Source organism: Corallococcus sp. AB011P (genome assembly GCF_003611605.1).
Classification (GTDB): domain Bacteria; phylum Myxococcota; class Myxococcia; order Myxococcales; family Myxococcaceae; genus Corallococcus; species Corallococcus coralloides.
The window spans coordinates 1-19705 of the sequence record NZ_RAVX01000035.1 but is presented as its reverse complement, the minus strand read 5'-3'; the positions used below and the strand labels follow the sequence as shown (position 1 = coordinate 19705).

Sequence of the window (19705 nt, the reverse complement as noted above, 5' to 3'; positions counted from 1 at the left end):
TGGGTACAGACGCACCAGGAGTCCCTCCTCGCGCCGTCGCAGGCGGCGCCACGCCGGGCCCTCGCAAGCCCGTCCCCCTTCGGGACACGCGGGCCCTCCACGCCCGGAAGCCAGGGCTCCCCAGAGGAGCAGCGGACCCTTGGGGTAGGGTTGCGCGACAGGACCCACGTCACACCGATTCCGAGAACAATTTCATGTTTTACGATTCTGTCCGGTCCGCTCCGTCTGTGTTGTGAACAGCGCGTGAAACGCAGCGGCTGGAGGCACGGCGGGGAGGCATCAGGGACCCATTTTACTTTTGACCCCCTCGCGCTGGAGCATGTGTCTTGAATGTGTCGCTCCCGCGTCTTCGCTCTCGACTTGTTGCCCCGGCATCCCTCCTTCCGCGGCTCCCGGAAGCTCCTCGCCTCGCGGCTCGCGGCCGTGGGGTCCGTGCTGCTGATGCTCCTCGCGGCCGCGCCCGCCGCCCGGGCGGAGGCCGCTGGGACGGCGTCCCAGCCCGCGCTCGACGGGTGGCGCTATCGCTGGGGAGACTCGCCGCTGGGCCCTGACGGCGTCCCCACGTGGGCGACGGAGCCGGAGGACGCGGCGGGCTGGCAGGCCGCGAGCGCGCTCCAGGAGCCGCCGGGCCGCGGGACGAACACCTTCCTCTGGCTGAGCATCCCCGTGCCCCAGGGCCCGTGGCTGGAGCCCGCCCTCTTCCTGGGCAACGTCGCCAACGCCTTCGAGGTCTACGCCAGCGGCCAGCGCGTCTACACCAGCGGGACGCTGGCCCCCGGCGGCCAGGAGCTCATGGAGAACATGGTCTGGCACCTGGTGCCCGTGCCGCCCGCGTCGATGGGCCACCGCGTGCTCCTGCGCATCCAGGCGCATGGGCCCGCCATCGGTGTCACCCGCGACGCGAAGGTGGGCTCGCACCAGGCGCTGCTCGCGGAGGTGACGCGCTTGGGCCTGGCGCCCTTCGTCATGGGGACGCTGCTGGTCGGCATTGGCGCGGTGTCGCTGTGCGCCGCGCTCCTGCGCCGCCAGTGGCGGATGCTCGCCGCACTGACGGTGTTCTCCGCGGGCTCGGGCGCGCTGCTGCTCGGCTCCAGCGGCCTGTTCCCTGCGCTCTGGGGCAAGGCGGCCACCGGCAGCGTCCTCACGCTGCTGGGCTCGTACGCCATCCTGCCCGGCCTGGCGTGGTTCATCTCCGACACGGTGGGCACGGACAAGCTGCGCTGGTTCCGCAGGGGCGCGGCGGTCGTCACCGTGCCGGCCATCCTCCAGGCGATCATCGTGGTGATGGACCTGGGCTCCGCGTGGCGGCTGCTGTCCGCCTTCATCCTCTACTCGCTGCCCGGACTGCTGGTGTGCGTGGGGGTCGCGGTGGTGGAGTCCTTCAAGGGCAACAAGGACGCGCGCATCTTCGTCGCGGGCCTGGGGGTCCTCACCTTCGTGCTCCTGCTGAGCACCCTGCCGATGCTGGGCGTGATGGAGGCCACCGACAGCCAGGTGCACTGGGGCTTCTTCGCGCTCACGCTGTCGCTCGTGGCCATCGTGGCGCGGCGCTCCGCGGAGGTGGTGCGCTCGCTGGCGGAGTACACGCACCAGCTGGACGCGCGCCGCAAGGACGTGCGCCTCTTGGCCGAGGGCATGGGCCGCGGCGCGGACGAGCTCGCCGCCGTCGTGCAGCAGCTGCACACCTCCAGCGAGGAGCAGACCGTGGGCATCAGCCGCCAGGCCGCCGCGCTGCGCGAGCTGGAGGCGACGGTGGAGGAGATCCGCCAGGGCTCGCACCTGACGGCGGACAAGGCGCGCGTGCTCGCGGCGTCCGCGGAGAGCGCGGAGGCGGTGGGGCGCGAGGGTGGCGCCGCCCTGGAGCGCACGCTGACGGACCTGGCCGCCATCCGCACGGAGGTGTCGGGGATGGCCGCGCGCATCCTCGCGCTCGACGAGCGCACCCGAGAGGTGTCCAGCATCGTCGACGACGTGAAGACGCTGGCGGACCAGTCCAACATGCTGGCCATCAACGCCGCCATCGAGGCGGTGCGCAACGGCGACAGCGGCAAGGGCTTTGGCGTGGTGGCCAAGGAGATGCGCCGGCTGGCGGACCAGTCCATCCGCGCCACCGAGCGCATCCGCGACGTGCTCGACGGCGTGAGCATGAGCATGCGCGAGGCCGCGCAGATGAGCGAGCAGGGCGAGGCGCGCGTGCAGGTGAGCCTGGACGCGGTCCGCGGCTCCGGCGCGCAGCTGCAGAAGCTGACGAGCATCATCGGAGACACCACGGGCAGCGTGCGGCAGATCACCCAGGCCGTGGCGCAGCAGGACTCGGGCACGCACCAGATTGCCCAGGCCATCCAGGAGCTGTCCGGCCAGATGCAGCGCACGCTGCAGGCCGTGGAGGAGACGCGCACCGTCACGCACTCCGTGCAGACGCTGGCGGAGGTCATGTCGGGGGCCGCGAGCAAGGCGCTGCGCTCCGGCACGCTGGACGACCAGCAGAAGCCCGCGGCGGCGTGAAGCCCGGGCCCGGCCCGGCTACACTCCGGGCCATGGTGCCCCTGACCGACCACTCCGGGCTGTCCCCCGAGCGGCGCGCCGCCCTGGAGCGGCAGCTCGCGCCGCTCACGTTGCTCCAGGACGTGGTCCGCTGGGGCTTCGCGAGCAAGCCGCCGCGCGACGTGGCGGCGGTGGTGGTCCAGGACGAGTTCACCCACGACGTGGTGCTGCCCTGGGAGGAGACGCGCTATCTCGTCTTCGACACCACCTGACTGGGCGGCGTGACTTCGGTCTCCGTGTGGGACCGCTGCCCTACCGCGGATGAGTTGCTGGACGCGCGGCTGCGCGCCGGCTGGACACCCACACCGACGAGCACCGTCGACGGGGACGTCGTCCTGGGCCACGCCGCGTGCCGGGTGCCGTCCGGGGCCCCGCGCTGACGTCCTGGCGACACTCGTCCGGGGCGATGCGTGGAGAACGCGACGTCCGGGGCGCGGAGGCGCGCGGGCGCTGACGAAGCCATGACGTGCGGGAAGTACGAGCACCGCCATGGAAGAGAGTCTGAAGCCCCGGTTGCGCGGCCTGTCCCACGTCATCGCGTTCGTGGCGGCGCTGGTGGGCTGCGTGCGGCTGGCGCAGCTGCCGGTGCAGGGCATGCAGTACGCGTCGAACCTGGTGTTCGGCTGCAGCCTGGTGCTGATGTTCGGTGTGAGCGGCGGCTATCACTGGCCCACGTGGAGCGCGGCGACGTACCAGCGGATCCGCCGGTTCGACCACGCGGCCATCTTCATCCTCATCGCCGGGAGCTTCACGCCGCTGGCGACGCTGGACCCCATGGGGGGCCTGAGCCAGCGGCTGCTCTGGGTGATGTGGGGCGCGGCGCTGACGGGAGCCACGCTGACGCTCGCGGGCATCTCCGCGTCGCGAGGCCTGCGCTCGGGGCTCTACGTGGCGCTGGGCTTCGTGGCGGCCCCGGTATTCTGGAACCTGCCCGGGGTGATGGGCCAGGGCCGCGTGGGCTGGCTCTTCTTCGGAGCCATGCTCTACGCCGTGGGCGCGGTGGTGTACGCGCGCCGTTGGCCGGATCCCATCCCCCACGTCTTCGGCTACCACGAGGTGTTCCACGTCATGGTCGTCGCCGCGGCCGCCACGCACTACGCTGTGCTGCTGGACTTCGTGGGGCGGTAGGGGCGCCTTGCCTTCGAGAACAGGCCGTGGACATGCGTTTGCGCGCGTGCATCGCAATCTTGCTGTTCATTTCGGGCTGCGCCGCGACAGAGCCCATCACGAAGGAGCCCGCGGCCCGCGGCAGACGGTTCGCCAACCTCCAGCGAGCGGCGGCGCTGCCCTGGCGAGACGATGGGCAGTGCGTCGTTCGCGAAGCGTCCCAGCCTTGGCCCGTGCTGGTGGAGCGGTGCTATCCGGCGCTCGACCATGACCGGGTCGAGTTCCACGACACCACGGGGAGATGCACGGTCGCCTCCGCTGACGCCGCGACCATCGGACTCGGGTTCTGCGTGCTGGCGGCCCCTGAAATCGCCGTGGGAGCCGTCATCGTCCTGGGCGTGGTGGTGGTCGCCGTCGCCATCAAGGAGGAATGGGACGCCTATGAGCTACGCCACCTCTATCCCGAGGAGGCAGGGGCCTCGCGAGGAAGAATGGCGGCGTCTCGGGAAGCGGTAGCGAAGCGGAAGCCCGAGCTGGAGCCGGAGCCAGCGGGGAAGGACTGGAAGCCCCCCGTGCCCCCCGTGCCCGTGGACCGGACGCGGCGCGCCAGTTGTGAGCCGGTTCCGGTGCCTCACGCGGGCGAGGACAACGCGCACAACGAATGCGCCGACAAATTCCCGCCCAACCGCTACCCCGGTAACGACGTGCTCGTGAACGGCAAGCGGTTTGATGCGCTGCAAGTCGGCGTGCGTGTGCTGTGGGAAATCAAGACCCACCAATTCGACACGTATAGTGACTTTCTGCGGGATCGGGTGATTGAAGAACAAGTGGAAGAGCTTCAGAAGGACCGAGCCATCGCGGAGGCATGAGGGTATGACTTCATCGTGGGAGTGAGCAGTGCTGCACACAAAGCAGCGCTGGTTCGAGAGGATCCACGCCTCAACGTCGTTGTCACGGGGTGCAACCGATGACCATGCGAAAGCGCCTCGAATTGACCGTCTATGCCCCTCCACTCGAGGGGCGCGACGGCCGTCCACTCGCTATCGTCCGCGGCATGGAACTGGCGCTGCCCGGCTTGCGCCTGGAGTGGGAGGTCGACAAAGAAGGCCGTCCCGTCCCGTTACCGCAACGCGAGGCCTGGCTCGCTGAGGCAGCAACACGCGGAAAGCTTCCGCTGCTATGCAACGGCGACGAGAGCTACCCCGTGACCATTTCCGGGATGTACCGCTTTGCCAGTGCAAGCGCTGGCCGCCAGCCGCAGTTACAAATAAATGCGAAGCTACCGCAGGATGCGGCCGTTTTCGCGGCAGCGGCGGATATGCTTGAAGCCGTATCGGAGGGCGCACGCGCATTCTGGGGGCGTGCGGCGCCAGACGACGCTGCGCTGGACATCGCCTATCAGATCGCCCCCACGCGGGAAGGACCGCCGGCTCCGCCTCGGGGGCTGCCCGCCCTGAAGCTCTTCGAGCACATCCGCTCGCCGGAGATTCCCTACTACCTCGGTTGGCTGAACTACTGGTCGGATGCCGCCGCAAGGGCCATCGGGTTCCCGGACCCTGCTCGCGACACCGAATGGCTCTCACGGGCGCGGCGCACGGCGACGGGCGGGTGGATCGTGCAGCTGACGGAGGCGCCCCTCGACCTGGACGACCCCGCCCATCTGGAAGCGCTCAAACGGGCCTATGAGCGCTTCCCTGAAATCGGCGGGCGCGGGGAGCCTTGACCCGGGCGCGTCAGGGATTGCCGCGTCCGCCGGACGCGCCGTAGATCTGCCCGGTGGTGTAGCTGGCCTGGGCGCTGGCGAGCTCCACGTACACGGACGCGAGCTCCGCCGGCTGACCAGGGCGGCCCATGGGCGTGTTCTCCCCGAACTTGACCAGGTTCTCCTGCGTCTGACCTCCGCTCACCTGCAGCGGCGTCCAGAACGGACCCGGCGCGACTCCATTCACCCGGATGCCCTGCTTCGCCAGCTGCTTCGCCAGGGCCTTGGTGAAGATCATGATGCCGCCCTTGGTCATCGCGTAGTCGAGCAGGTTCTCGGACGGGTCGTACGCGTTCACCGACGTGGTGTTGATGATGGCGGACCCCGGCTTGAGGTGCGGCACCGCGGCCTTGGTGATCCAGAACATCGCGTAGAGGTTCGTCTTCACCGTCCAGTCGAACTGCTCGCTGGTGATGTCCAGGATGGAGTCCTGCGTCGCCTGCCTGGCGGCGTTGTTGACCAGGATGTCCAGCCCCCCCAGCTTCGCCACCGCGTCCGCGACCAGCTTCTTGCAGACGGCCTCCGTCCGGATGTCCCCGGGCAGCGCCACCGCTTTGCGTCCCTCCGCCTTGATCAGCGCCACCACCTCCTGCGCATCCGGCTCCTCCGCCGGCAGGTAGTTGATGGCCACGTCCGCGCCCTCGCGCGCGTAGGCGATGGCGGCCGCGCGACCGATACCGGAGTCCCCGCCAGTGATGAGCGCCTTGCGGCCCGCGAGGCGGCCAGAGCCCTTGTAGCTCTTCTCGCCGTGGTCGGGCCGGGGGTTCATCTTGCTCGCCAGGCCCGGCCAGGGCTGCGACTGCTTCTCGAACGGCGGCTTCGCGTAAAGGGCGACGGGATTCTGGAGCGGCTGCGCGGGCGCAGGGGCCGTGCCCGCGTCCGGAGCCGCCGCGGCGGGCGTCGTGGCGAACACGGCGGCGAGGCCCGTCGCCAGCCCGCCCACCACCTGGCGGCGTGAAGGCGGGTTGCTGTTGTCATCCGATTCCATCGTGTCGCTCCTGACCATGGGGAAAGCCGTGCGACCTAAGCGGGTCCGGGAGGCACTGGGAAAGGCATTCATGTCAACGGACCAATGGGCGACACCCGGGCCCACGACACGCGCAATGACTGTCAGACACCGCACGCCACATCGGCCGCCACTCCAGGTGCCGCGCCTCATGGAGGGATGGACCCTTCATCCGAGGAGAAACCACCATGGCCGACCCGACGATCACCACACAGTGCTGCATCGCGGGCGGAGGTCCGGCGGGAATGATGCTGGGGCTCCTGCTCGCCCGGGCCGGCGTGGAGGTGACGGTGCTGGAGAAGCACGCGGACTTCCTCCGCGACTTCCGGGGCGACACGCTCCACCCGTCCACGCTGGAGCTGGTGCACGAGCTGGGCTGGCTGGACGAGCTGCTCGCCCTTCCCCACTCGAAGATCCTGGATCTGCGCTTCCAGGTCGGCGCGCACGAAGTCACCGTGGGGGACTTCCGCCACCTCCCCACGCACGCGCGCTACCTGGCCTTCATGCCGCAGTGGGACCTGCTCGACTTCCTCGCGCGCAAGGCCGCCATGTACCCGACCTTCCAGTTGCTCCGCCGCACGGAGGTAACGGACCTCGTGCGCGACCAGGGCCAGGTCGTCGGTGTCCGCGCGCGGACGCCAGCGGGCACGCTGGAGGTGCGCGCGTCGCTGGTGGTGGCGGCGGACGGCCGGAAGTCCACGCTGCGGCAGCAGTCCGGCCTGGAGGTCCAGAACCTGGGCGCCCCCATGGACGTGCTCTGGTTCCGAGTGACGCGCAGACCTGACGACCCCAGCCCGCCCCTGGGCCACTTCGAGCGCGGAGCGCTCTTCCTGCTCATCAACCGGGGCGACCAGTGGCAGTGCGGCCGGGTCATCCCCAAGGGCGGCATCGCGTCCGTCCAGGCGCGCGGCCTGGAGTCCTTCCGGGCCGAACTCGTGAAGCAGGCGCCGTTCCTCGCCGACCGCGCCGGTGAAATCCGAAGCTGGGACGACGTGAAGCTGCTGACCGTGCGGGTGGATCGGCTGCGCACCTGGTATCAGCCCGGCCTGCTGTGCATTGGCGACGCGGCGCACGCGATGTCGCCCGTGGGCGGCGTGGGCATCAACCTGGCGGTGCAGGATGCCGTGGCCACCGCCAACCTGCTCGCGGGTCCCCTGCTCGCCCGGCGTGTCACCACCGAGGATCTGCGCCGCGTCCAGCAGCGCCGCGAGCTCCCCACCCGTCTCACCCAGCGAGCGCAGGTGCTCATCCAAAACCGCGTGGTGGCCCCAGCGCTCCGGAAGCGCGCTTTCCGCAACGGCCGGCTGCCCTTGAGCCTCCGGCTGGTGAAGCGCATCCCCGCGCTGCGCCGCATCCCCGCGCGCCTGATAGGCCTGGGCGTTCGCCCCGAGCACATCCACACGCCGGCTGCTTCACCCCTGCACTGAGGACCGCCGGAGCGCCGCTTCCTCCGTCCTGGCTCCAGGCACGGTTGTCCCGGCGCATCCTGGCCCAAAGCTTCGCGGGGAGTGCCTGACGCCCGTGCATCACCCTCCTGCGCGTCAGGCCAGGAGGAACCATGACGAGCTCACGAACGACAGCCCTGCGAGAAGTCCGCTCCCAGGCAACCGAGGCCCGCGAGGAGCTCCGCTCCGGCCAATGGAAGCTGACCGCCGCGGTGGTGGTCGCGGGAACGATGATGTCCGTGGGGATGAAGCGCCGCTCGCTCGGGGGCACGGTGGTGGCCCTGGCCGGCGGCGCCCTGCTCTACCAGGGCCTGCAATCCCAGCGGCGCGCGCTCTCCTCGGTCGCTCGGAAGGCCCGCCGCGCATTGACAGGCGGGGAAGCGCGGCACGGACAGCTCATCGAGGTGGAGCACACGCTCACGGTGGGACGTCCGGTGGAGGAGCTCTACCGCCTGTGGCGTGAACCCTCCACGCTGAGCCGCCTGATGGAACACTTCGCGGAGGTCACGCCCACGGCCGGTGACGGCCGGCACTTTCGGATCCACGGGCCGCTGGGACGCGAGGTGAGCTGGGACTCGCGCCTCGTGGAGGAGCGCTCGCCGGAGTTCCACAGCTGGGAGTCCACGGAGGACAGCCCCGTGAAGACGCGAGGGTGGGTGCGCTTCCGGCCCGCTCCCGACGGGGGCACGGAGGTGACGTTGCACCAGGCCTTCTCGCCCCCGGGCGGCGCGCTGGGCGAGGCGCTGGCGAAGCGGATGCGCGGCGTCCCCGCCATGCAGGTGAGGAAGGTGCTGCGCAGCTTCAAGAGTCTGGCGGAGACCGGAGCGATTCCCACGGAGGACGCGCCGAAGGGCTACGGGTTCTTCAAGCAGAAGGTGGGTGGCTACGTGCGGAACGTGTTCACTCCTTGAGCCGCGGGCGTCCTGCCCTTCCCACAACTCAACACCCGTGCGCCGGGCGGATCCGTCCGTCATCGCCGGAGGGCTTCGAGGTGACGCGCTACGCGGACGGCCTGCGCAACCCCGTGGGCATGGGCTGGGCCCCGGGCACGCTGTGGACCGCGGTGAACGAGCGCGACGACCTGGTGCCGGACGTGCCCCTGGGTTCCCACACCGCGTCGCTGCGCCTGGAGTTTCCGGAGAAGTACCGGGGTGGCGCGTTCATCGCGCGGAGCGGTCTGGCCACAAGGTCGTGTTCGTGCCGTTCAAGGACGGGAAGCCCTCCGGCCCGCCGGAGGACTCCCTCACGGGCTTCATCGCCGACGCGGCCCAGGCCCGGGTGCATGGCCGGCCGGTGGGCGTCACGGTGCTGCCGGACGACGCGTTGCTGGTCGCGGATGACGCCAGCAACACGATGGGGAAGGTGACCGCGAAGCGCTGCAAGGCAATGCCTAGCAGCCCATGCAGACCGGCCGGATGGTCTGCCAGTTGCCGCAGCCGTTGTCACCGCAGCACGTCTGGTAGAGCGTACCGCTCCGGCCGTAGGAGCCCTGCGGCCAGGAGCCGTCGCCGCCCACCTCGCGACACGCGGCGCAGGTCGAGGACCAGATGACCTGATCCGCCACGTATTCGCCCATGGCACAGTCGGGCGTCTTGCCAATGCCCTGCTCCACCTGCGCGGCCTCACCGGCGGGCGGCGACGCATCCTGCTCCGACGCCGGGCCACAGGCGGAGAGGAGACCCACGGAGAAGGTCGTCAAAACCAAAGCGCGGATCATGTTTCGCATGCGGGAGGCTCCAGGTGACGGAGGCGGAAATGCCTCGCGTCCCCACAGTCCGGCAGAAAGCGATATCCTGCGCAACCGGGGCGTTTGACTTTGACCCCTGCTGTTCCTTTCCCACTCCGGTGCTCGCAATGGCTCTCTTCCGTCCGCTGGCGGTGTTCCCTTTCCTGACGCGTTGGAGTCTGTGTCTCGCCATGGTCACGACGGCCGGTGCCTGCCGCTCCGAGAGCAAGGCGGAAGCGCCACCCGCGCCCGTGGAGGCCTCCGCGCCGGAGCCACCCACGGAGCTGCATGGCGTCGGGAGTGTCGAAGGCGTGGATGCCGCGTATGACCGCTCCCGTCAGCCCGCCCGGTTCGTCGCCGCGCTGGGGCTCTCCCCGGGGCAGCGGGTCGCGGACGTTGGAGCCGGGCTGGGATACTTCACGCAGCGGCTCGCGGAGGCGGTGGGCCCCACGGGCCAGGTCGTCGCCACCGACATCAACGACGAAGTCATCCAGCGGCTCCGCGCGCGGGTCCTCGGACGCAAGAACATCGAGGTGCGCAAGGTGGCCCCGGACGCGCCGGGGCTCGAAGCGGGCGCGTACGATTTGATCCTCCTCTCGGAGGTGGATCACTTCTTCGCGGACCGGGTGGACTACCTCACGCGGCTGCGTCCCTCGCTTGCGCCCCAGGGCCGCATCGCGGTGACACACCTCAGGGCCATGCGTCCCCCGCTCGTCGCCGCCGTGCAGGCCGCGGGCTACGTCATCACCTCCGAGTACAACGACCTGCCGGACCACTACCTGCTCTTCCTGCGGCCCGCCGTGAGCCCCTGACGGCCCCAACCGTCCAGAACCCAGGCCTTCGCGCGCGGGAGCGTCCACTCCCCGGCAGTCCCCAGCACCTGTCCACCAACAGGACCGCCGCGCCGCGGTGAGCGCCCTACCCTTCCGCCGCGCGAACGCAACGGACGCGGCACGGTGCCGCACCGCGCATGGGGAGACAGAACGCCATGGGTATCAGCAAGGGCAGTGCGCAGTGGAACGGCGGGTTCAAGGACGGCAAGGGCTCGATGAAGCCCGGTCACGCCGCGGAGGTCCCCTTCTCGGTCGGCACCCGCTTCGAGGGACAGCAGGGCAGCAACCCGGAGGAGCTCATCGGCGCGGCGCTCTCCGGGTGCTTCTCCATGGCCCTGTCGGTGGGACTGGAGAAGGCGGGCCTGAAGCCCACGCGCATCCAGACGAGCGCGGACGTGCACCTGGACAAGCAGGGTGACGGCTTCGCCATCACCACCATCGACCTCACCACCGAGGCCACCATCCCCGGCGCCGACGACGCCCGGTTCCAGAAGATCGCCGAGGAGACCAAGAAGGGCTGCCCCGTCTCCAAGGCGCTCGGCGGCGTGAACATCACGCTGAAGGCGAAGCTCGCGACCTGAGGGGCCTCGCGCCGGCCTCAGCCGCCGGCGCACGCGTCGCGGCAGTCCTGCCGGCACGCGACGACCTCGGGCGTGTTGCCCACGCAGGTCGCGTAGCACTGGCTCAGGCACGGCGTGAGCGCATGATCCGCCGTGCCGGGCTCCTCCGCGGACGGGTCGAGCGCGTCCCCCGGAAGGTCTTCCCCGGGCGGGCCATCCACCGGGGGAGCGTCCGCGGGGCCACAGGCCGCCAGGAGCCCTCCCACCGCGGCCAGCGCCATCATCCATTTCCGCCGCATGCGCCACCCCTTCCGCTGGACGGTGAAGGCTTCACTCTAGCCGCGAAAGCCGTGGAAGAATCAGGGCCCGTGGCCGATTCGCCCACCAGGAGGTCTTCTGCGCAGGTGGGTGAGACGGACGATGTCACGGACGCGGTTCGGCGCGCGACGAGGGGGGAGTCGTCCGCCTTCAGCGAGCTATACCGTCGCACCCGCCCCTTGGTGGCCCGGCTGGTCGCGGGTTTCGGCACATTGGATCCCGACGAGGCGGAGGACGTCCTACAGGAGTCCTACGTGAGGGCGTTCCGGGGGCTGCCCCAGCTGAAGTCGGCAGGGGCCTTCACCCCCTGGTTGTTGACCATCGCGCGCAACCGGGCGCGCACGCGGCTGGAGCGCCGCAGCCTGCTCCAGCGGATGGAGGAGGAACTGACGGACCCGACGCCGGAGACGGTGCCTGCCCTGCCACCCACGCTCCAGGTGGAGCGGGACATCCAGGTGGTGCGGCAGCTCATCGCGGAGCTGCCCGAAGGCGAGGAGAAGAAGACCGTGCAGCTCTTCTACATCGAGGGTCAGCTCTCCGCGCGGGAGATCGCCGAGCAGCTCGGCGTGGGAAAGAGCACGGTCACCATGCGGCTGGAGCGATTTCGCGGGCGCATCAAGCGCGAGCTCCTCTTGCGGGTGCTCGCCGGACGGTGGGATTGAAGCCATGAGACACCTGGATGCCACCGCGATGGCCGAGCTCGCCGGGCGCGACCCCGCCGCCGTCGCCTGGTTCCGCGAGCACCTGGCCTCGCCCTGCGAGGTCTGTGAGACGTTCCTCGCCACACACGCGGATCCGCTCGACGGACAGGCGGACGCGCTGCTCCTGGCGCTGGCGCCCGCGAGGAAGCCCGAAGCGGAGGTCATCCCGCTGCGCGCCCCGCCCCGCGCCCGCCGCTTCGCCCCGCCGCCAGGCCGGTACCTGGGATGGATGGCCGGCGCGATCGCGGCCTCCGTGCTGATGGTGGTGCTGGTGCCGCTGGTGAAGGGGCCCACGCGAGGTGCCACCGAGTGGACCGGTGAGAAGGGCCCGGGGGGCCGCATCTCCCTGGAGTTGGCCGTGGTCGCGCGGAGCACCGACGGGGTCCTGCGCCGGCTGGACTCCGGGGCGGACGTCACCAGCGACGAGGTGCTGCTCCTGCGCTACCACGCCACGGAGTCCGGCACCGCGCTGCTCTACCAGCAGCGGGAGCAGGATGCCCCGGAGCTGCTTGGACGCTTCCCCCTGGCAGCGGGAACCCACGACCTGGAGGGGCCTGACGGCCTCGCGGGCGTGAGCATGGAGTCGGACGAGGGCCGGCTGTCGCTGGCGCTGGTGGCCTTCGCTCCCGGTGAGCCCACATCGGAGCAGGACGCACTCGCCGCGCTCGCCGCGGATGGTAGCCCGGATGCACGCCCGGGGACCGTGGTGAGGTTCGACGTGCGGGTCCAATCCAGTCAGACTCTGGCCCCGTGAGGCGCCTCCTTCCCCTGCTGCTCGTCCTCCTCTGCGCCTGCGCGGGCCCGTCCGCCACGGCCGGAGACAAGGGCGGGCTCGTGCCACTGCGGCTCGACGCCGCGGACCTGTCGCGCGCGTACACGCCCCGGCGGCTCGCGCTGCTCGTGGGCGTGTCGGTCTTCGATGATCCGCAGTGGCGCGCCCTGCGCTTCTCTTCCAAGGACGCCAGCGACCTGGCCGCGGCGCTGAAGGACCCCGCGCGAGGCCACTTCGACCAGGTGCGTGTCCTCACGCGCCCGGAGGAGACGACCCGCGATGCCATCCTCGCGGCGCTGCGCCAGCTGCGGCGTGAAGCCACCCGGCCCGACGACGTGGTGATGGTGTACCTGTCCGCGCACGGCACGCTCGCGCGCGACGGCCGCGGGGAGCTCACGCGCTACCTCGTCACGCGAGACGCGTCCTACCGCGCCATCCCGCAGACGGCGCTCTCCATGGACGCGCTGAAGGCGGAGTTCGAACAGCTGCCCAGCCGGCGGCGGCTGCTGGTGCTGGCCACCTGCCACAGCGGAAGCGGCAAGTCGCTGCTGCCCCACGAGCTGGAGGTGGAGCTCGCGGGCATCAAGTCCGGCTTCTACGCGCGCCCCCTGGAGGAGTCGTCCCGGGCGTCCATGGTGTTCGCCGCCAGCGACTGGGGCGAGACGGCGCGCGAGGACGAGGGCCTGCGCAACGACATCTACACGTACTTCCTCATCGAGGGCCTGGGCGGCGCGGCGGACCGCAACGCGGACGGCGCCGTCACCGCCACGGAGGCGCACGACTATTCGCGCCGCCGCACCTTCACCTTCACGGAAGGCCGCCAGCGGCCGTCCGCCGAAATCATGGAGGTGGGCGCGGATCCGGTCATCCTCGCCGGCCGCATCGACCGCACGGGCCAACCGGAGCTCTTCTCCTACAACCCGCGCCTGGACGGCTTCCTGCTCAAGGTGGACGGCGAGCCGCGCCTGGAGCTGCCGGGAGGCGCCGCGGTGGGCCCGGGCCGGCGCACGGTGGAGCTCACCAAGGGCGACGCCGTGCTCGTGCGGCGCGAAGTGGACGTGGCCCGGGGCGAGCGCCTGCCGCTGGAGCGCCTGCTGTCGGACGCCATCCCGCGCCGCGCGCTGTCGCTCGTGGGCGGGATGATGTCCTTCGCGGACGGCAGGAGCCAGCGCGAGCTGTTGCCCGCCTCTCCCCAGGTGGGCGTGGTGCTGCGGCTGGAGGACCTGCCGCTCCAGGACCTGGGCCTGATGCTGGACATGGGGCTGGGACGTGGACGCCAGAAGCTCCAGGTGGCGCCCGGCAGCGAGGTGCCCTTCGGCTACACCACGTTCACGCTGGGCGCGGCGGTGCCGTACCTGTGGCGCTGGGAGCGGCTGACGCTGTTCGCGGGCCCGCGTGTGGCCGCGCTGTACCTGGGCAGGTCTTTCGACGTGGAGGCCTATTCGGGAGGCCAGCGCTACTTCACCGTCAGCCCCGGTGTGGTGGGCGGACTGGCGTGGCGCCTGGGGGAGCGGTTGGAGCTCACCGCCCAGGGCCACGGGATGCTGACGTACGTGGTGGTGGACGGGCAGGGACAGGCCGTGGGCTTCATCGGCGGAAACGCCGGCGTGGGGTACCGCTTCTGATGCGCCGCCAATGCCTGATCCTGACGCTGTCGTCGCTCGGCCTGGGCCTGGGCGCGTGCGGAAGCCTGGACAACGAGCCCTTCCGCGCGGGCACCGTGCGCGGCCGGCTCACGGAGTTCGACCCCGCCGTCGCGGTGGTGACCGTGCTGGGCGCGCCCGGCGTGCGCAGCGGCGTGGACGCGCAGGGCCGCTTCACGCTGGAGGACGTGCCCGCGGGCCCGGCGGAGCTCTTCGTCCTGGCCACCGCGAACAAGGCCGCACGCGTGCCGCTCACCGTGCAGGGCGGCCAGTCCGTGGACGTCGCGGACGTCTCGCCGCGCGCTGGCGGCACCTTCTTCGTGAAGCTCCACACCCGGGGCAACCGGAAGGTGGCGGAGGCGACCGTCACCGTGGACGGCACCCCCATCGAGGCGTCGGGGCTCGATGACGATGTGCCCCGGCACCTGGGGCCGCTGCCGGAAGGCTGCTACGGCCTCAGCGTCTCCGCACGCGGCTTCATCTCCGCATCCGTGCAGGACTGCGTGGACGCGGGCAAGCAGACGGTGCTGAACGTGGAGCTCGTCCCCGACGGCTCCTCCGCCGAGGAGCGCTGCGCGTTGGCGGGCTGTGGCGGTGACGGCCGTTCCGCGATGGATGGCCGCGGCGTGAAAAGCCCTGAAGACAGCCACTGAAATTCGTTGCCGGTTCGCGACGGCTTCCGCTGCGAAGAGAGCTTTCCGCAAAGCCACACATATCCAGACCGTCCGTCGCCTCACACTTCGCGGCCCGTCTGGAGTTGTGGCCACCTCGCGAGCACCCGGGTCTTTCTGACAACGAGGCACTCCGCTCCCCAAGCGGCCCCCCACCGCCTCGTTTCACAGGAGGATGACCATGCGTATCCCGACCGCTCGCTCTTCCGCGGCATGGATGGTGTTGTGCGCGACGATGCTGTCCCTGGGCTGCGGAGGCCCCACGGACTCGGAGGATCCGTCGCTCGCCACGGGTGATGACAACCTGGGCGGCGCCGCCGGAGAAGCGCCCGCCGCGGATGGTGGCACCGCGCCCGGTGGCCCTGGCCGCGTCACGCTCTGCCACATTCCGCCCGGCAATCCCGCCAACGCGCACTCCATCACGGTGGGCCTGCCCGCGGTCGCCGCGCACCTGCGCCACGGCGACACGCTGGGCCCGTGCGACGACGAAGGCGAGACGCCCACGGATGGTGGCACCAGCGAGCCCGACGCGGGCACGACGGACGGCGGCTCGGGCGGCGGCATCGACGCCGGTCCCCAGTGCATCCCTGAAGGCAACGAGTGCTCCGTCGAGGGTGATGACGCCTGCTGCGATTCGCTGTCCTGCCAGGAAGGCCGCTGCTGGCCTGCCATCGGCTGAACCAACGTCGTGGCCGGTCCGGACGCGGGAGGGTCTCCTCCCGCGTTCTTCCCTGAATCCAACAAAGGCTGCCCCATGAAGACCCTGCGACACCTGACTTCAAACCTGCTCCTGGCCACGGGACTCCTGTTCCTCGCGGCCTGCGGCGACAGCAACGCCCGCGTCACCCTGAAGCTGACTGACGCCCCCGGCGACGGCATCGAGAAGGCCGTCGTGACCATCTCGAAGGTCTACCTGAAGGGCAGCGTGGACGGAGACAAGGACGGCAAGGGCGACGTGGTGCTCCTGAGCGAGCCCGTCACCACCGACCTGCTCACGCTGGCCAACGACACCGCGGACCTGGTGAAGGACGCGGAGGTGCCGGCCGGTACCTACAAGGAGCTGCGCTTCGTCATCACCGGCGGCTACATCCAGGTGAAGCAGGACGGCACGAGCCGCATCTTCGCCACCTCCGCCAACTACGAGGGCCTGCCCGAGGGGGCCCAGGTGGACGGCGACCTGCACATGCCGAGCGCCAGCAGCTCCGGCCTCAAGGTGAAGTTCGACAAGGACGCGGACGTCACCATCACCAGCGATGACGACCAGAAGGTCATCCTGGTGGACTTCGACGTGGCGCAGAGCTTCGGCAAGGAGGCCGGCAACTCTGGCAAGTGGGTCATGCGGCCCATCATCAAGGGAGCGGACCTGGAGTTCTCCGGCAACGTGGAGGTGTCTCTGGAGGCGGGCAGCGTGTCCCTGCCCCTGGGCCCCACGCAGCTGGCCAGCTTCTCCGCGGTGCTGATCAACGCCGACGGCAGCCGCGAGACGCTGTCCTTCAGCGCCAGCACGGCCACCCGCTACGTGGCGGACTTCAAGTACCTGCTGCCCGGCACCTACCAGGTGGACCTGGTGGGCCCGGAGGGCGTGACCTTCAGCACGGACATCACGCGCCCGGCGACCGCCACGGTCGGCTCAGGCGCGGAGTCCAACGTGGACTTCGTCCTGACGTCCTTCGACGTCGTCGAGTAGTCACTTCGGGGTTCAGGCCGCCTTCTCGCCCGACTGCGCCTGGGCGGCCTGGACCTCGAGGGCGATTTCAATCTTCTCGCCCACCAGCACGCCGCCCGCCTCCAGGGCCTGGTTCCACGTCAGGCCGAAGTCGCTGCGGTTGATGGACGTCTTGGCCTCGAAAGCGGCCTTGGTGTTGCCCCAGGGGTCCTTGGCGATGCCCAGCTGCTCGGCCTCCAGGACGACCTCGCGGCTGATGCCGCGGATGGACAGCTGCCCCGTCACCTTCAGGTGCTTGCCGGAGGGCTCCACCTTCGTGCTCTGGAAGGTGATGGCGGGGAACTTCTCCACGTCGAAGAAGTCGGGCGAGCGAAGGTGGTTGTCGCGCTGGTCGACGCCGGTGCTGATGCTCGCCGTCTCGATGGAGACGGTGACGGCAGACGCCGTGGGGTTCGCGTCATCCAGGGTGATGGTGCCGCCGAACTTCGTGAAGCTGCCGCGCACCTTCGCGACGACCATGTGGCGGACGCTGAAGTGGATGCCCGTGTGCGTGGTGTCGATGTTCCAGGTGGTGGTGGCCATGGTCGTCTTCCTTGTCGTGAGCGCCGCGGCAGCGGCGGTGTGTTTCAACGAGGCGTAAGGTAGCGGCCCCCCACGTTCCGGATTAGACGGGACGAACAGGATGCACTGTTCCACTGCTGGAACAGTCCTGCGCCTGCACGAGGCAAGGGCCATGGACCTCAACGAACTCCTCGTCTTCGCCCGGGTGGTCCAGGCGGGCAGCTTCACGGCGGCGGCGAAGGCGCTGCGCATGCCCAAGTCCACCGTGAGCCGCAAGGTCTCCGAGCTGGAGGAGCGAGTGGGAGCGCAGCTGCTCCAGCGAACCACGCGCACGCTGCACCTGACGGAAGTGGGCCGCGCGTACTACGCGCACTGCGAGCGCATCGTCGCGGAAGCGGAGGCCGCGGAGCTGGCGGTGACGCGCCTGCAGGCGGGCCCGCACGGGCTCCTGCGCGTGACGACGCCCTTGTCGGTCAACTTCCTCGCACCGTTGGTGGCGCGCTTCATGGAGCAGTACCCGGAGGTGCAGCTGGAGTTGCTCTGCACGGACCGCGCGGTGGACCTGATGGAGGAAGGCTTCGACCTGGCGGTGCGGGCCGGAAAGCTGCCGGACTCATCGCTGATGGCGCGAAGGCTGGGAGACATCGAGCGCGTGGTGGTGGCCTCGCCCGAGTACCTGGAGGCGCGGGGCGCGCCGCGTGTGCCCGCGGACCTGGCGAAGCACGACTGCCTCTTCTTCGGCAAGGCGCTGGAAGGCAACGTCTGGACGCTGCACGCGCCCGGGCGTGCGGTCGAGGTCAAGGTCGCCGGGCGGCTGGCGGTGAACGAGCCGGACATGCTGCACGCGGTGGCGCTGTCGGGCTCCGGCATCGCGCTGCTGCCCGGATTGAATTGCATGGAGGACCTGGGCACGGGCCGGCTCCAGCGCGTGCTGCCGGATTGGAGCTCCACGGGAGCGCCGGTGCACGCCGTCTACCCGCCCACGCGCCACCACGTGCCCAAGGTGATGGCCTTCGTGGACTTCCTGCGCGAGCACTGGCCCGCGAATGTGGGAACGAGCAAGCGGGCGAAGCGCTGAGACAGTGCGGGCGTTTCGTTCCGTGGATGGAACGATGTGTCCCGAGGTTCGCGTCTGGCCAGGTGGCGTTCCGGAGCGCATGTTGTGTCTCGAAAGGAAGCACACACCATGATGAACGTTCGCCCTTCCGAAGCACGCGGTCACGCCAACCACGGCTGGCTGGATTCGCATCACACCTTCTCGTTCGCGAGCTACTTCGACCCCGAGAACATGGGCTTCCGTTCCCTGCGCGTCATCAACGAGGACCGCGTGCAGGCCGGCGAGGGCTTCGACACGCACCCGCACCGGGACATGGAGATCATCACCTACCCGCTGAGCGGCGCCATCGCGCACCGTGACAGCACGGGAGGCCAGGGGCTCCTGCGCGCCGGAGAGGTGCAACGCATGACGGCCGGCACGGGCGTGATGCACAGCGAGATGAACGGCTCCAACGAGGACGTCCACTTCCTGCAGATCTGGATCATCCCGGAGAAGAAGGGCCTGAAGCCGGAGTATGAGCAGAAGTTCTTCCCGGAGAAGGACCGGCAGGGACGCTGGCGCGTGGTGGCCAGCCCAGACGCCCGAGACGGCAGCCTCACGGTGCACCAGGACGTGGTGCTCAACAGCACGCTGCTGAGCCCCGGAGAGAAGGCGGAGTACACGCTGCCCAAGGGGCGTCACGCCTGGGTGCAGATTGCACGCGGCAGCGGCACGCTCAACGGAGTGGCCCTGAAGGCCGGTGACGGAGTCGCCGTGTCCGACGAGTCGAGCCTCGTGCTCACCGCCTCCGAGCCGCTGGAGGCCCTGCTGTTCGACCTGGCCTGATGCGACGGCCACGAAGAAGGCCCCTGGATCCCTGAGTGGATCCGGGGGCCTTGTCGTTTCTACGTAACCGTCCGGCCAATGACGTGCCGGGAGGCTTGATGACAGACGCGGACCGTGCTCGGCGGGCGCCGCGAGAAGTGAGCTGTTCAGGGACTGGGCTGGAGGGGTGACTCGAGCGGGTCAGCGGCGCGTCGCCGCTTCCACTCGTGAGGTAGCAGCTCACCGATGCGCGAGTGTGGGTGCGTCTGGACGCGCAGCAGGACATCCGCGAGGTAGTCCTCGGGATTGACGCCGTTGGCCTCGCAGGTGGCCACCAGTGCATAGAGGCCAGCGAGGTTTTCCCCCGCGGCCTCGTGGCCGACAAAGAGAAAGTTTTTACGGCCCAGGGCAATGGGGGTTTCATTGTGCGTCACCTCTTCGGGGTGTTGTCGACCGCATAGGCTTGCGCGCGCCTCGCGGGCTCGTACGACGCTTCTGGGCTGCCTCGAGCACGTGCGCGGCTCGCAGG

At 70.1% G+C, this 19705-nt stretch carries 22 protein-coding genes and 2 pseudogenes; 19 read left to right on the top strand and 5 right to left on the bottom strand.

All coding sequences use genetic code 11. From position 1 onward, the window contains the following. Positions 1 to 330: 330 nt before the first annotated feature. From D7X30_RS40075 to D7X30_RS40055, 6 genes and pseudogenes are all read left to right on the top strand, one after another. Positions 331 to 2505 carry a methyl-accepting chemotaxis protein gene (locus tag D7X30_RS40075; protein WP_120568255.1) on the top strand — a complete coding sequence of 725 codons (2175 nt, stop codon included), beginning with the start codon at positions 331 to 333 and terminating at the stop codon, positions 2503 to 2505. 32 nt (positions 2506 to 2537) lie between these two features. Next, positions 2538 to 2756, top strand: a complete 219-nt coding sequence (locus D7X30_RS40070) for a hypothetical protein (RefSeq protein WP_120568254.1) — start codon at positions 2538 to 2540, stop codon at positions 2754 to 2756. Between the two features lie 9 nt (positions 2757 to 2765). Then, positions 2766 to 2924, top strand: a complete 159-nt coding sequence (locus D7X30_RS42140) for a hypothetical protein (protein ID WP_158619468.1) — start codon at positions 2766 to 2768, stop codon at positions 2922 to 2924. A gap of 109 nt (positions 2925 to 3033) precedes the next feature. After that, complete coding sequence (locus D7X30_RS40065; RefSeq protein ID WP_120568253.1) at positions 3034 to 3672, top strand: hemolysin III family protein; 639 nt, start codon at positions 3034 to 3036, stop codon at positions 3670 to 3672. A 32-nt stretch (positions 3673 to 3704) separates the two neighbouring features. Continuing rightward, positions 3705 to 4622 (top strand): annotated as a pseudogene (locus D7X30_RS40060) (DUF6310 domain-containing protein). Continuing rightward, positions 4619 to 5374, top strand: a complete 756-nt coding sequence (locus D7X30_RS40055) for a DUF5953 family protein (RefSeq protein WP_120568252.1) — start codon at positions 4619 to 4621, stop codon at positions 5372 to 5374. Before D7X30_RS40060 ends, D7X30_RS40055 begins: the two are co-directional and overlap by 4 nt. A 10-nt stretch (positions 5375 to 5384) precedes the next feature. On the opposite strand, the gene D7X30_RS40050 is transcribed toward D7X30_RS40055, so the two are convergent. Then, positions 5385 to 6401, bottom strand: coding sequence for an SDR family oxidoreductase (locus tag D7X30_RS40050; protein ID WP_120568251.1), 1017 nt, complete (start codon positions 6399 to 6401; stop codon positions 5385 to 5387). Between the two features lie 206 nt (positions 6402 to 6607). Between D7X30_RS40050 and D7X30_RS40045 the strand changes: the two genes are divergently transcribed. The 3 genes and pseudogenes from D7X30_RS40045 to D7X30_RS43330 form a co-directional block, all read left to right on the top strand. Further along, positions 6608 to 7846: an FAD-dependent oxidoreductase gene (locus D7X30_RS40045; RefSeq protein WP_120568250.1), complete on the top strand. Its 1239-nt coding sequence runs from the start codon at positions 6608 to 6610 to the stop codon at positions 7844 to 7846. Positions 7847 to 7977: 131 nt separating this feature from the next. Continuing rightward, complete coding sequence (locus tag D7X30_RS40040) at positions 7978 to 8775, top strand: SRPBCC family protein (protein WP_120568249.1); 798 nt, start codon at positions 7978 to 7980, stop codon at positions 8773 to 8775. Between the two features lie 62 nt (positions 8776 to 8837). After that, positions 8838 to 9238 (top strand): annotated as a pseudogene (locus D7X30_RS43330) (sorbosone dehydrogenase family protein); the annotation flags it as partial. Between the two features lie 16 nt (positions 9239 to 9254). On the opposite strand, the gene D7X30_RS42130 reads toward D7X30_RS43330, so the two are convergent. Beyond that, positions 9255 to 9590, bottom strand: coding sequence for a hypothetical protein (locus tag D7X30_RS42130; RefSeq protein WP_158619466.1), 336 nt, complete (start codon positions 9588 to 9590; stop codon positions 9255 to 9257). Positions 9591 to 9781: 191 nt separating this feature from the next. On the opposite strand from D7X30_RS42130, the gene D7X30_RS40030 reads away from it, so the two are divergent. Then, complete coding sequence (locus D7X30_RS40030; protein WP_233592091.1) at positions 9782 to 10402, top strand: class I SAM-dependent methyltransferase; 621 nt, start codon at positions 9782 to 9784, stop codon at positions 10400 to 10402. A 176-nt stretch (positions 10403 to 10578) separates the two neighbouring features. Beyond that, positions 10579 to 11004 (top strand): OsmC family protein, encoded by a 426-nt coding sequence (locus D7X30_RS40025; RefSeq protein WP_120568247.1) that lies wholly within the window; start codon positions 10579 to 10581, stop codon positions 11002 to 11004. Positions 11005 to 11021: 17 nt separating this feature from the next. On the opposite strand, the gene D7X30_RS40020 is transcribed toward D7X30_RS40025, so the two are convergent. Beyond that, positions 11022 to 11282: a hypothetical protein gene (locus D7X30_RS40020; protein WP_120568246.1), complete on the bottom strand. Its 261-nt coding sequence runs from the start codon at positions 11280 to 11282 to the stop codon at positions 11022 to 11024. A gap of 51 nt (positions 11283 to 11333) precedes the next feature. Here D7X30_RS40020 and D7X30_RS40015 point away from each other — a divergent pair, with 51 nt between their 5' ends. The 6 genes from D7X30_RS40015 (at position 11334) to D7X30_RS39990 (ending at position 16775) form a co-directional block, all read left to right on the top strand. Beyond that, entirely contained in the window at positions 11334 to 11963 is a 630-nt protein-coding gene (locus tag D7X30_RS40015) for an RNA polymerase sigma factor (RefSeq protein ID WP_120568245.1), read from the top strand. 4 nt (positions 11964 to 11967) lie between these two features. Continuing rightward, on the top strand, positions 11968 to 12756 hold the full coding sequence (locus tag D7X30_RS40010; protein ID WP_120568244.1) for a hypothetical protein: 789 nt from the start codon (positions 11968 to 11970) through the stop codon (positions 12754 to 12756). Beyond that, on the top strand, positions 12753 to 14399 hold the full coding sequence (locus D7X30_RS40005) for a caspase family protein (protein ID WP_120568243.1): 1647 nt from the start codon (positions 12753 to 12755) through the stop codon (positions 14397 to 14399). Before D7X30_RS40010 ends, D7X30_RS40005 begins: the two co-directional genes overlap by 4 nt. Further along, entirely contained in the window at positions 14399 to 15070 is a 672-nt protein-coding gene (locus D7X30_RS40000; protein ID WP_120568242.1) for a carboxypeptidase-like regulatory domain-containing protein, read from the top strand. The genes D7X30_RS40005 and D7X30_RS40000 overlap by 1 nt, the downstream gene beginning before the upstream one ends. Before the next feature lie 199 nt (positions 15071 to 15269). After that, the gene (locus D7X30_RS39995; RefSeq protein ID WP_120568241.1) at positions 15270 to 15767 is read left to right on the top strand and encodes a hypothetical protein; all 498 of its coding nucleotides are present in this window, start codon (positions 15270 to 15272) and stop codon (positions 15765 to 15767) included. 75 nt (positions 15768 to 15842) lie between these two features. Further along, positions 15843 to 16775 carry a DUF4382 domain-containing protein gene (locus D7X30_RS39990; protein WP_120568240.1) on the top strand — a complete coding sequence of 311 codons (933 nt, stop codon included), beginning with the start codon at positions 15843 to 15845 and terminating at the stop codon, positions 16773 to 16775. A 12-nt stretch (positions 16776 to 16787) separates the two neighbouring features. Here D7X30_RS39990 and D7X30_RS39985 read toward each other — a convergent pair whose 3' ends face one another. Further along, complete coding sequence (locus D7X30_RS39985; RefSeq protein ID WP_120568239.1) at positions 16788 to 17336, bottom strand: YceI family protein; 549 nt, start codon at positions 17334 to 17336, stop codon at positions 16788 to 16790. A 151-nt stretch (positions 17337 to 17487) separates the two neighbouring features. Here D7X30_RS39985 and D7X30_RS39980 point away from each other — a divergent pair, with 151 nt between their 5' ends. Both D7X30_RS39980 and D7X30_RS39975 read left to right on the top strand, forming a co-directional pair. Then, positions 17488 to 18393, top strand: coding sequence for a LysR family transcriptional regulator (locus tag D7X30_RS39980; protein WP_120568238.1), 906 nt, complete (start codon positions 17488 to 17490; stop codon positions 18391 to 18393). A gap of 108 nt (positions 18394 to 18501) precedes the next feature. Then, positions 18502 to 19197, top strand: coding sequence for a pirin family protein (locus tag D7X30_RS39975; RefSeq protein WP_120568237.1), 696 nt, complete (start codon positions 18502 to 18504; stop codon positions 19195 to 19197). A 146-nt stretch (positions 19198 to 19343) separates the two neighbouring features. Here D7X30_RS39975 and D7X30_RS39970 read toward each other — a convergent pair. Then, a partial coding sequence (locus D7X30_RS39970; RefSeq protein WP_233592090.1) for a transposase domain-containing protein occupies positions 19344 to 19705 on the bottom strand: 362 nt, incomplete at its 5' end.